This is a genomic window from Streptomyces sp. NPDC048514, assembly GCF_043199955.1.
In the GTDB taxonomy this organism is placed as follows: domain Bacteria; phylum Actinomycetota; class Actinomycetes; order Streptomycetales; family Streptomycetaceae; genus Streptomyces.
On sequence record NZ_JBICWT010000010.1, the window covers coordinates 90034 to 100809 of the forward strand.

At 71.5% G+C, this 10776-nt stretch carries 11 protein-coding genes; 6 read left to right on the forward strand and 5 right to left on the reverse strand.

Annotated features, from left to right (window positions below):
• Positions 1 to 139: 139 nt before the first annotated feature.
• Positions 140 to 313, reverse strand: a complete 174-nt coding sequence (locus ACGFT2_RS22625; RefSeq protein WP_393281158.1) for a CsbD family protein — start codon at positions 311 to 313, stop codon at positions 140 to 142.
• 149 nt (positions 314 to 462) lie between these two features.
• Between ACGFT2_RS22625 and ACGFT2_RS22630 the strand changes: the two genes are divergently transcribed.
• The 3 genes from ACGFT2_RS22630 to ACGFT2_RS22640 all read left to right on the forward strand — a co-directional run bounded on the left by ACGFT2_RS22630 (position 463) and on the right by ACGFT2_RS22640 (position 2911).
• The gene (locus ACGFT2_RS22630) at positions 463 to 660 is read left to right on the forward strand and encodes a hypothetical protein (RefSeq protein WP_393281630.1); all 198 of its coding nucleotides are present in this window, start codon (positions 463 to 465) and stop codon (positions 658 to 660) included.
• 20 nt (positions 661 to 680) lie between these two features.
• Positions 681 to 1103: a MarR family winged helix-turn-helix transcriptional regulator gene (locus ACGFT2_RS22635; RefSeq protein ID WP_393281160.1), complete on the forward strand. Its 423-nt coding sequence runs from the start codon at positions 681 to 683 to the stop codon at positions 1101 to 1103.
• A 152-nt stretch (positions 1104 to 1255) separates the two neighbouring features.
• Positions 1256 to 2911: an MFS transporter gene (locus ACGFT2_RS22640; RefSeq protein ID WP_393281632.1), complete on the forward strand. Its 1656-nt coding sequence runs from the start codon at positions 1256 to 1258 to the stop codon at positions 2909 to 2911.
• Positions 2912 to 3006: 95 nt separating this feature from the next.
• Here the strand turns inward: ACGFT2_RS22640 and ACGFT2_RS22645 are convergent, their stop codons facing one another.
• Both ACGFT2_RS22645 and mgrA read right to left on the reverse strand, forming a co-directional pair.
• A complete protein-coding gene (locus tag ACGFT2_RS22645; protein ID WP_393281162.1) occupies positions 3007 to 3189 on the reverse strand; it encodes a hypothetical protein in 183 nt (60 codons plus the stop codon).
• A 168-nt stretch (positions 3190 to 3357) separates the two neighbouring features.
• A complete protein-coding gene (mgrA, locus tag ACGFT2_RS22650; protein ID WP_393281164.1) occupies positions 3358 to 4401 on the reverse strand; it encodes an L-glyceraldehyde 3-phosphate reductase in 1044 nt (347 codons plus the stop codon).
• Between the two features lie 134 nt (positions 4402 to 4535).
• Here mgrA and ACGFT2_RS22655 point away from each other — a divergent pair, with 134 nt between their 5' ends.
• The 3 genes from ACGFT2_RS22655 (at position 4536) to pgm (ending at position 9207) form a co-directional block, all read left to right on the forward strand.
• A complete protein-coding gene (locus ACGFT2_RS22655; RefSeq protein WP_393281165.1) occupies positions 4536 to 6125 on the forward strand; it encodes an MFS transporter in 1590 nt (529 codons plus the stop codon).
• A gap of 146 nt (positions 6126 to 6271) precedes the next feature.
• A complete protein-coding gene (locus ACGFT2_RS22660; protein WP_393281167.1) occupies positions 6272 to 7123 on the forward strand; it encodes a chitosanase in 852 nt (283 codons plus the stop codon).
• Between the two features lie 443 nt (positions 7124 to 7566).
• Complete coding sequence (gene pgm / locus ACGFT2_RS22665; RefSeq protein ID WP_393281169.1) at positions 7567 to 9207, forward strand: phosphoglucomutase (alpha-D-glucose-1,6-bisphosphate-dependent); 1641 nt, start codon at positions 7567 to 7569, stop codon at positions 9205 to 9207.
• Between the two features lie 48 nt (positions 9208 to 9255).
• Here the strand turns inward: pgm and ACGFT2_RS22670 are convergent, their stop codons facing one another.
• On the reverse strand, positions 9256 to 10179 hold the full coding sequence (locus ACGFT2_RS22670; RefSeq protein WP_393281171.1) for an SGNH/GDSL hydrolase family protein: 924 nt from the start codon (positions 10177 to 10179) through the stop codon (positions 9256 to 9258).
• A gap of 241 nt (positions 10180 to 10420) precedes the next feature.
• Positions 10421 to 10678, reverse strand: coding sequence for a DUF5133 domain-containing protein (locus tag ACGFT2_RS22675; protein ID WP_393281173.1), 258 nt, complete (start codon positions 10676 to 10678; stop codon positions 10421 to 10423).
• Between the last annotated feature and the right edge of the window lie 98 nt (positions 10679 to 10776).

Sequence of the window (10776 nt, forward strand, 5' to 3'; positions counted from 1 at the left end):
CCGGCCGGGCGCGGAGCGGCCGGCCGGGGCCGGACGCGCTCGGCCCCGAGGTCTCGGCGGCGGAACGGCGGAACGGGCCCGGGAAATCCGCATCCACGGGAATTCCCGGACCCGTTCCGAATCCGAATGGGTGCCCGATTCAGTGCTTGAAGGTGTCCTTGGCCTTTTCCTTGGCCTGCCGGGCGTCTCCGCGCGCGCCTTCCATGCGGCCCTCGGCCTCCAGGCGCTCGTTGCCGACCGTGCGGCCCGCGGCCTCCTTGGCCTTGCCCTTGGCCTGCTCCGCCTTGGCCTTGGCCTTCTGGTTGCCAGCCATGGGTTTCACATCCCAACGTGTTCGCGGTGTGTGGTCGACATTCGGCTTGCCACTGTGCCGCGGTCCAAACCAGAAAACCGGATCCGGGCCGGGTCGAAAGAGCGCGGGGTGATCGGGCAATGGGCGGCCGCCCACGGTCCCGGAGGTTGATGAAAACGGTTCCTCTGCTTCTGGTTCTTCTGCCGGCCCTGATTCTCTTCGGCACGGGCTTCGCGCTGAAGGCGCTGTGGTGGATCGCGCTCGTCGTGATCGTGCTGTGCCTGCTGGGCTTCCTCGTCCGCCCGGCCGGGACCCGTCCGGTGTGCCCGGCCGCGCATTGCCCGGTCTTGGTGTACAGCCCAGACTGATAAACCTAGTGTTATCAAATGTGGATACCACTGCACTCGCGGGCGCGCTGCGGCTGGCCATGGGCCGGATCGTCCGCCGGCTGCGCCAGGCGCACGCCGTAGGGGACCTGTCGCTCTCGGGCGTCTCGGTGCTGGCCAGACTGGCCCGCACCGGACCGGACTCGCCGGGCTCGCTCGCCGACCTGGAGCGCGTACGGCCGCAGGCGATGGCCGGCACCCTGGCCGGACTCGAACAGCGCGGCCTGGTGAGCCGCAGCCCCGACGCGGTCGACGGTCGCCGGGTCATCGTCTCCGTCACCGAAGAGGGACGCACGGTGCTGGAACAGCGCCGGTCCGAGTCCGTCGGCCGCCTCGCCGCCGCCCTGGACGAGTTCACCCCGCGGGAGCGGCAGGCACTGCTCGACGTCCTGCCCCTGCTCGACCGGCTGGCGGAACGGCTGTGACCGGCAGCGCGCCCGCCCCGCGCGGCCGTGCCGAGGCCGGCCTGCGCGCCCGTGTGCTCGCCCACTCGGCCCGCCTGCGCGACACACCGCCGGGGCCGGGCTACAAGTGGGTCGCCCTCTCCAACACCACGCTCGGCGTGCTGATCGCCACGATGGACGCCTCCATCGTGATCATCTCGCTGCCGGCGATCTTCCGCGGGATCGGCCTCGACCCGCTGGCGGTGGGGAACATCGGCTACCTGCTGTGGATGATCCTCGGCTATCTGCTGGTCTCGGCCGTGCTGGTCGTCGTCCTCGGCCGGCTCGGCGACATGTTCGGCCGGGTCCGGATCTACAACCTGGGCTTCCTGATCTTCGCCGGTGCCTCCGTCGCCCTGTCCCTCGACCCGTTCCGCGCCGGCGCGGGCGCGCTGTGGCTGATCCTGTGGCGCATCGTGCAGGCCTTCGGCGGCTCCATGCTCACCGCCAACTCCGCCGCCATCCTCACCGACGCCTTCCCGGCCCGGCAGCGCGGCATGGCCCTCGGCATCAACCAGATCACCGCCCTCGCCGGGCAGTTCCTCGGCCTGCTCGCCGGCGGACTGCTCGCGGCCGTCGACTGGCGGGCGGTGTTCTGGCTGAGCGTCCCGATCAGCGTCACCGGCACCGTCTGGTCGTACCTGAGCCTCAGGGAGACCGCGACCGGCGTGCGGGGCCGGATCGACTGGCTGGGCAACCTCACCTTCGCCTCGGGCGCCGGCATCCTGCTCGCGGGCATCACGTACGGCATCCAGCCCTACGGCGGCCACCCCACCGGCTGGACCAACCCCTGGGTGCTCACCGGCCTGTTCGGCGGTGCCTTCCTGCTGCTGGTGTTCTGCGTCGTGGAGACGCGGGTCGCCGAGCCGATGTTCCACCTGTCGCTGTTCAAGGTGCGGGCGTTCGCCGCGGGCAACCTCGCCGCCCTGCTCACCGCCGTCGCCCGGGGCGGGCTGCAGTTCATGCTCATCATCTGGCTGCAGGGCATCTGGCTGCCCCTGCACGGCTACGACTTCGAGGACACGCCGCTGTGGGCCGGCATCTTCATGCTGCCGCTCACCCTGGGCTTCCTCGTCGCCGGCCCCGTCTCGGGCTATCTGTCCGACCGGTTCGGCGCCCGCGTCTTCTCCACCGCCGGGCTGCTCCTCGTCGCCGCGTCGTTCCTCGGCCTGCTCGCCCTGCCCGTGGACTTCGACTACGGCCTCTTCGCCGCGCTGCTGTTGCTCAGCGGTCTCGGTCAGGGCATGTTCTCCTCGCCCAACACCTCGTCCATCATGGGCAGCGTGCCGGCCCGCTACCGGGGGGTGGCCTCCGGGATGCGCTCCACCTTCCAGAACTCGGGCACGGCCCTGTCCATCGGCGTCTTCTTCTCCCTGATGGTGAGCGGTCTGGCCGCCTCCCTGCCGTCGACGCTGAGCAGCGGCCTGCAGGCACACGGAGTGCCCGCCCCGACCGCCCACGGGGTGGCGTCGCTGCCCCCCGTCAGCACCCTGTTCGCGACGTTCCTCGGTGACAATCCGATCGGCCACCTGCTCGGGGCCGGAGACACCCTGGACCACCTGTCCGCGGCGCAGCGCGCCACCCTGACCGGCCACACCTTCTTCCCGGAACTGGTCTCCGGCCCCTTCCACCACGGGCTGAGCATCGTCTTCGGGGTCGCCGCCGGCATGGCGCTGGTCTCCGCGGTGGCCTCGGCACTGCGGGGCGGCCATGAACGCGCCGTCGACGACACCCGGCCGAGCGGGCCGGACCGCTCACCCGAGGACCGGCCAACCCGCACCTCGTCCTAGAGGCGGTCGGGCAATGGCCGCCGGGGCCGCGCCCGCACCGTGACGCGGCGAGGGCTGACGCGCGGGCGGCGGGGCTCCGGTGGGGCTGGGGAGTGCTAGGAGGCGGTGGAGGCTGCGCCCTCGTCGTCACCGGGGCCTGGCTGGCATGTGTGGCACAGCTCGTGGTCCCCGTCGCGGGTGACGACGGTTCCCCAGCCGAGGCACTGCTCGCAGTCGCGCGCGAGGCTCAGGTCGGGGTGGGGAGGCAGCAGGGGGGTGCGGGGGGCTCCGTACGCCATGCGGTGAGCGGCTCCTCGAAGTCGCGGGGGAACGCGGGGGAGAGATCGGAAAAGCAGCGGCCAAGCGGTGACAACGCTGTCCGAACACTCACCATTATGTCCTACTTTTCTCTTATGTCCATAGCCTATGTCACGCAATGCCGGATTTTTCTGCACTCCGTGCCAGGCTCAGCCGAGCGTGCCGAGCCGGGCCTCGCGCCACAGGTCCACGCCGCCCTCGGTGGCGTACTTGTCGATCTCGGCCAGCTCCGCCTGGCTGAAGTCCGGGTTCTCCAGCGCGGCGACGTTCTGCTCGAGCTGCTCGGTGCGCGAGGCGCCGATGACCAGCGAGGTCACCCGCTCGTCGCGCAGGGCCCAGGCCAGAGCCATCTGGGCGAGGCTCTGTCCGCGCCGGGCCGCGATGCCGTTCAGAGCGCGCAGCCGCTGCCGCATGTCGTCCGTGAGCCACGCGGGGTCGAGGGACTTCCCCTGCGCCGCCCGCGAATCCGCCGGCACGCCGTCGAGATAGCGGCCGGTCAGCATCCCCTGGGCGAGGGCCGTGAAGCCGATGACGCCGAAACCCTCCTCCCGGGCCGCGTCCAGCAGGCCGTCGGTCTCGATCCAGCGGTTGAGCATGCTGTACGACGGCTGGTGGATCAGCAGCGGCGTGCCCAGGTCCCGCAGGATCGCGGCCGCCTGCCGGGTGCGCTCCGCGTCGTAGGAGGAGATGCCGACGTACAGCGCCTTGCCCTGGCGGACGGCGGTGTCGAGCGCGCCCATCGTCTCCTCCAGCGGCGTACTCGCGTCCAGCCGGTGGGAGTAGAAGACGTCCACGTAGTCCACGCCCATGCGGCTGAGCGACTGGTCCAGCGAGGCCAGCACGTACTTGCGGGAGCCGCCGCCCTGCCCGTAGGGGCCGGGCCACATGTCCCAGCCCGCCTTGGTGGAGATCACCAGCTCGTCCCGGTAGGGCGCGAGGTCCTGCTTCATCAGCCGCCCGAAGTTCAGCTCGGCCGCACCGTAGGGCGGGCCGTAGTTGTTGGCCAGGTCGTGGTGGGTGATCCCGAGATCGAAGGCGCGCAGGGCGATCTCGCGCTGGGTCTCGAAGGGGCGGTCGTCGCCGAAGTTGTGCCAGTAGCCGAGCGACAGGACCGGCAGGTCCAGCCCCGAGCGGCCGGTGCGCCGGTAGCGCATGGTGCCGTCGTAGCGAGCGGGGTCCGCGACGTACGTCATCGGGTCTTCTCCGGGTGGTGCGGTAGGGGCGCCCGTGCGTGTGCGCAGGGGCCTCTCCAGCCTCCGTCGCGGTGCCGGGCAAAGTCCAACCGTCGTCCCGTATGGGATTGATTGGTTCCGTTTCTGAATCGGCCATGGGGGCAGGCGGTGATCAGTGGAGCGAGAGAACGGAGACGCTCGTGAGCGGTGCGAAGACCGAAGGAGAGCAGCACGGCGGCAGCCGGCCCCGGGTGCCCAAGGCGGTGGCCGGGCTGCCGCACCAGGTCCGTGAGGAACTGACCCGCAGGCTCCGCCGCAACCGCCGGGCCTTCGGCAAGGACGACGTCCAGGTCGTCGAGGCCCCCCTGCTCAAACGCGCAGTCGGAGCCTCCGCGCTCGGCAACTGCATGGAGTGGTTCGACTTCGGCGTCTACAGCTATCTCGCCGCCACCATCGGCAAGGTCTTCTTCCCGGGCGCCTCCCCGGCCGCCCAGGTCATCTCCTCCTTCGCGACCTTCGCCGCCGCCTTCGTCGTACGGCCCCTCGGCGGTCTGGTGTTCGGGCCGCTGGGTGACCGGATCGGACGGCAGAAGGTACTCGCCACCACCATGATCATGATGGCCGTGGGCACCTTCGCCATCGGCGTCATTCCCGGTTATTCCACGATCGGCATCGCCGCGCCCGTGCTGCTCCTGCTGGCCCGCATGGTCCAGGGCTTCTCCACCGGAGGCGAGTACGGCGGGGCGACCACCTTCGTCGCGGAGTACTCGCCCGACCGCCGGCGCGGCTTCCTCTCCAGCTGGCTCGACTTCGGCACGTTCGTCGGCTACGCCCTCGGCTCGGCCCTGGTCACCGTGCTGAACCTGGCACTGACAGACGATCAGATGCTCTCCTGGGGCTGGCGCATCCCCTTCCTGATCGCCGGCCCGCTCGGGGTCATCGGCCTCTACATGCGGCTCAAGCTGGAGGAGTCCCCGGCTTTCCAGCAGCAACTGGACGAGCACGAGAAGAGCCTCGCGCAGGAGTCGGCGGGCAGCGAGTTCCGGGACATCGTCAAGAACCACTGGCGGTCACTGCTCGTCTGCATGGGCCTGGTGCTGCTCTACAACGTCACCAACTACATGGTCACCGGCTATCTGCCCACCTATCAGACCGAGACCCTGAACCGCTCCAGCGGCTCGGCCGATGTGCTCGTGCTCATCGGCATGGTGTGGATCGTCGTGCTGATCACCTTCCTCGGCCGGCTCAGCGACCATGTCGGCCGGCGGCCGCTCTACGCCGTGGCCGCCGCCGCGATGATCGTGCTCGCCGTTCCGGCCTTCCTGCTGATCAAGGCGCACGGCACCTGGCCGCCGATCCTCGGGGTGCTGCTGCTGTCCACCCTGCTGGCCTGCTTCGCGGCTCCGAGCGCGGCCACGCTGCCCGCCCTGTTCCCGACCGCCGTGCGCTACGCGGCCATGGGCATCGGCTTCAACTTCGCCGTCGCGGCGTTCGGCGGGACCACCCCGCTGGTCACCGCCGCACTCGTCGACATCACCGGCGACGACCTGATGCCGGCCTACTACCTGATGCTGGCCGGCCTCATCGGCCTGGTGACCGTCAAGTTCCTCCCGGAGAGCGCCCAGGTGCCGCTCAAGGGCTCGCAGCCGATGGTCGGTTCGCGCGCGGAACGGGGCGAACTCATCACCACCTCCGAGGAGCTGTACGCCTTCACCCGGGAACGGGAGAAGGCGGGACAGGGCTGACCCCCGGGCGGCCCCGCCCGGGAGCTGTTCGATCCTACGAACTTCTCGCGCGACGGGTTACCGGTCCGCACCGCATTTGATAGGAAACTTTCCTACCAGTACCGGTACGGACCAACGACCCACCCCCCACTCCCTCTTGGAGCCCCGTGGTGCATGCAGACCGCTCATCAGCAGCCCCCGCCCACCTCTCCCGCCGGACCGTCGTCGCCGCGCTCGGTGTCGTCGCGTCCGGCGCCCTGCTGGGGAACCGGCGCGCCGCCGCGGCACCGGCCGTCGCGCCGGCAGCCGCGCCGGGCCTGGACGACCCGGCGAAGAAGGAGACGGCGATGAAGCTGGTGTCGAGCGCGGAGAACTCCTCGCTCGACTGGAAGGCCCAGTACAAGTACATCGAGGACATCGGTGACGGCCGCGGCTACACCGCCGGCATCATCGGCTTCTGCTCCGGCACCGGGGACATGCTCGATCTGGTCCAGCTGTACACCGACCGCAAGCCCGGCAACGTCCTCGCCAAGTACCTGCCCGCCCTGCGCAAGGTCGACGGCACCGACTCCCACACGGGACTGGACCCCAACTACCCCAAGGACTGGGCGAAGGCCGCCCAGGACACCGCGTTCCAGCAGGCCCAGAACGACGAACGAGACCGCGTCTACTTCAACCCCGCAGTCGCCCGGGGCAAGGCCGACGGACTGCGCGCGCTCGGCCAGTTCGCCTACTACGACGCCATCGTCATGCACGGCGACGGCGACGACCCCACCAGCTTCCGCAACATCCGGGCGCGCGCCCTGCGCAGCGCCAAGCCGCCGGCGCAGGGCGGCAACGAGACGACATACCTGAACGCCTTCCTCGACGCCCGGGTGTGGGCGATGAAGCAGGAGGAGGCGCACAGCGACACCAGCCGCGTCGACACCGAACAGCGGGTGTTCCTGCGCAAGGGCAACCTCGACCTGAACACCCCGCTCGACTGGAAGGTGTACGGGGACAGCTACCACATCGGCTGACGCGCCGCGGCCACGAGGAGTACGGCCCGCGGGCCGGCGCGTGCCACGGGCGCCGCGCACCGGTCGGTCGGCCGCCCGCCGGCCAGCTGTCCGCCGTCTGCCTCTGCCGTTGCCCCTGCCGTTGCCCCTGTCGTCGCCGTCGCCGTCGCCGTCGCCGTCGCCGTCGCCGTCGCCGTCGCCGTCGCCGTCGCCGTTGCCGTTGCCGTTGCCGTTGCCTCTGCCGGTGTGCCGGTGTGCCGGTGTGCGGGTCGGCCGTCCGCCGTCCTGCCGGCCGTGCCGCGCCGGACGACGGCGATCGCCGGGGCACCCGCCGTGGGAACCCGGCCGCAGGGCGGATCGCGCCCCGGTGGCGTGGCTGGCGGGGCGCACTCGCATGGCACGCCCCTCACGAGGAAAGATGGGCGGTGAGCGCACGACCCCACCGATGCGGAGGAACAGAACTCATGCCGCACGAGCGAGCCGGCCGGCCGGCCGGTCCCGAGGACCTCGTCGACGTGGCCCGGCTGGTCACGGCGTACTACGCCTTGCACCCCGACCCGGCCGACCCGGGCCAGAAGGTGGCGTTCGGCACCTCGGGGCACCGGGGTTCGTCCCTGGCCACCGCGTTCAACGAGGACCACATCGCCGCCACCACCCAGGCCATCTGCGAGTACCGCGAGGGCCAGGGCACCGACGGCCCGATCTTCCTGGGCGTCGACACCCACGCTCTGTCGGAACCCGCCAAGGCCACCGCGCTGGAGGTGTTCGCCGCCAACGAGGTGACCGTGCTCATCGACGCCGAGGACGGCTACACGCCCACCCCCGCCGTCTCGCACGCCATCCTCACCCACAACCGGGGCCGCACCTCAGGGCTCGCCGACGGCGTGGTCGTCACCCCGTCGCACAACCCGCCCGGCGACGGCGGCTTCAAGTACAACCCGCCGAGCGGCGGACCGGCGGCCTCCGACGCGACCTCCTGGATCCAGGACCGTGCCAACCAGCTCATCACCGGCGGCCTGAAGGACGTACGCCGGGTGCCGTACTCCCGTGCGCTCGCCGCGGGCACGACCCGGCGGTACGACTTCCTCGGCACCTACGTCGCCGACCTGCCGAGCGTCCTGGACCTGGACGCCGTCCGCGCGGCCGGCGTGCGCATCGGCGCCGACCCGCTCGGCGGGGCCTCCGTCGGCTACTGGGGCCGGATCGCCGAACAGCACCGCATCGACCTCACCGTGGTCAACCCGCACACCGACCCGACCTGGCGGTTCATGACGCTGGACTGGGACGGCAGGATCCGCATGGACTGCTCCTCGCCGTACGCGATGGCCTCCCTCATCGAGCAGCGCGACCGGTTCTCCATCGCCACCGGCAACGACGCCGACGCGGACCGGCACGGCATCGTCACCCCGGACGCCGGTCTGATGAACCCCAACCACTACCTCGCCGTCGCCATCTCCTACCTCTTCCGGCACCGCGAGCAGTGGCCCGCCGGGGCGGGCATCGGCAAGACCCTGGTCTCCTCGACCATGATCGACCGTGTCGCGGCCGACCTCGGGCGCCGGCTGGTCGAGGTGCCGGTCGGTTTCAAGTGGTTCGTGGACGGTCTGATGGGCGGCGACCTCGGCTTCGGCGGCGAGGAGTCGGCCGGGGCGTCCTTCCTCCGCCGGGACGGCTCGGTGTGGACCACCGACAAGGACGGCATCATCCTGGCCCTGCTCGCGTCCGAGATCACCGCGGTCACGGACCGGACCCCCTCCGAGCACTACGCCGAGCTGTCCGGCCGTTTCGGCGAACCCGCCTACGCCCGCATCGACGCGCCCGCGACCCGCGAACAGAAGGCCCGGCTGGCCAAGCTGTCGCCCGCCCAGGTCACCGCGGACACGCTGGCCGGGGAGCCGGTCACCTCCGTCCTCACCGAGGCGCCCGGCAACGGCGCCTCGATCGGCGGCATCAAGGTCGGCACCGAGAACGCCTGGTTCGCGGCCCGCCCCTCGGGCACCGAGGACGTGTACAAGGTGTACGCCGAGTCCTTCCTCGGCGTCGATCATCTCGCCCGGGTGCAGGAGGAGGCCCAGGCTGTGGTGCTGGGGGCGCTCGGCGGCTGACGGTCCCGCAAGGCGGCCTCGGCACGGGGCGGAGGCCGCCTTCCCCGCTCAGCCGCGCCCGCGGCCCGCGTCCAGCCGGTTCAGCACCGCCTGTGCCATCGCCGCCTCGCCCTTGGCGTTGGGGTGGGCCGGGGCCGCGGGGGAGGCCGGCTGCAACGGCTCGATCCAGCGGTCCGCGGGAGACTTGCACATGTCGTGGCCGACGGTGGGGCGGTAGGTGCCGGCGTACTCGGCCCGGTTCACGGCCGCCACCAGACGCAGCATCAGGTTCAGCCGCTTCTCGGTGTCACGCAGGTAGGGGAAGTCCCCCCGCGCGAACGGCACCTGCGGGAAGCAGCCGCTGCCGTCGTCGGGCAGCAGGTCCGGATAGCCGACGACGATCACTCTGGCGTGCGGCGCCCGGGCGTGCACGGCCCGCAGCACCCGGTCCACCTTCGGCGCCGTGCGGGCGACGGCGAGGGTCAACTGATCGTATCCGGCGGCCCGGTAGGCGCGTTCACACGGGTTGCCCGCCGGATCCTGGGCGGCCAGCCGGGCACAGGTGCCGATGATGGCCCCGAAGCCGACGTCGTTGCCGCCGATCTGGAGCGTGACCAGGTCCGTGTCCCGGCGCAGCGCGTCGAGTTGCGGGGGGTTGGTGCCCTGCGCCTGCCACATCTCCTCGGTCGTGGCGCCGCCGCAGCTGACGTCCGTGAACGAGGTCACGTGCCGCCGTGCCGTCACGAGTGAGGGATAGTTGCGGTCCGAGCGGGCGCACTCGGCGTTCACCTGGCGCGGGATGCCCGGGCCCGAGGTGTAGGAGTCGCCGAGAGACACGTAGGCGAGACCGTGGCCGTGCCCGTGGCCGCCGGGGTGTGCGGCGGCCGGTGCGGTGGACGCGGCGGCCAGGGCGCACCCACTGATCGCCACCCCCAGTACGGTGGCCCGCCGCCGGCCTCTCGCCCCGCCCGTCGCACGTGTGCCGTCGTTCATGGTTCCGCCCCCTGAGGCCGCTGCGGCGCGCTGGGACCCTCGAGGAGGGGCCCTCGCGCGTTCGACTGGGCCTGTATACCGTCCGGTTGGTCTCACGGACCAGAAGCGGGAGGCGACGACTTCGAGAGGGGTCCCTGCGCAACGGGAGCCGGTGGCGGGCCTGTTCGGCCTGGCCTTCACGCCCTCGGGCAGGGGCCCGGGGCACCGTCCGGCACGGGTGCCGCCCGTGCCCCGGGGTCCGTCACACTCCGGACGCCGATCGCGCCGTGGCGCCCGCCGGGAGCAGGGAGTCGTCCTCGGGGCGCGCCCCGGAGAGACGGTGGCGTGCGGCGATGAGGGCCATGTCGACGTCCTTGGTGCCGGTGGCCACGCACAGCGTGTAGGAGATGTCCGCGAGCCGCTGCCGGGCCTGCCGGGTGCTCTCCTCGGCCCCGAGCAGCTTGAGGGCCTCGTACTGGGCGATGAGGTCCTGCAGTACCGCGGGGTGTGCCATCAGCATGCGTTCCGCCTCCCGGGCGCGTGATCGGTGTCCGAAGTCGCAGCGCGAATACCCCCGCCCGAGGGTCGCATTCCACCCCGGCCGGACATCACCTCCGC

Coding starts and splice junctions, on each gene's coding strand:
- ACGFT2_RS22625 (WP_393281158.1), bottom strand. CDS start 313: ATGGCTGGCAACCAGAAGGCCAAGGCCAAGGCGGAGCAGGCCAAGGGC.
- ACGFT2_RS22630 (WP_393281630.1), top strand. CDS start 463: ATGAAAACGGTTCCTCTGCTTCTGGTTCTTCTGCCGGCCCTGATTCTC.
- ACGFT2_RS22640 (WP_393281632.1), top strand. CDS start 1,256: ATGGACGCCTCCATCGTGATCATCTCGCTGCCGGCGATCTTCCGCGGG.
- ACGFT2_RS22645 (WP_393281162.1), bottom strand. CDS start 3,189: ATGGCGTACGGAGCCCCCCGCACCCCCCTGCTGCCTCCCCACCCCGAC.
- mgrA (WP_393281164.1), bottom strand. CDS start 4,401: ATGACGTACGTCGCGGACCCCGCTCGCTACGACGGCACCATGCGCTAC.
- ACGFT2_RS22655 (WP_393281165.1), top strand. CDS start 4,536: ATGGGGGCAGGCGGTGATCAGTGGAGCGAGAGAACGGAGACGCTCGTG.
- pgm (WP_393281169.1), top strand. CDS start 7,567: ATGCCGCACGAGCGAGCCGGCCGGCCGGCCGGTCCCGAGGACCTCGTC.
- ACGFT2_RS22670 (WP_393281171.1), bottom strand. CDS start 10,179: ATGAACGACGGCACACGTGCGACGGGCGGGGCGAGAGGCCGGCGGCGG.
- ACGFT2_RS22675 (WP_393281173.1), bottom strand. CDS start 10,678: ATGCTGATGGCACACCCCGCGGTACTGCAGGACCTCATCGCCCAGTAC.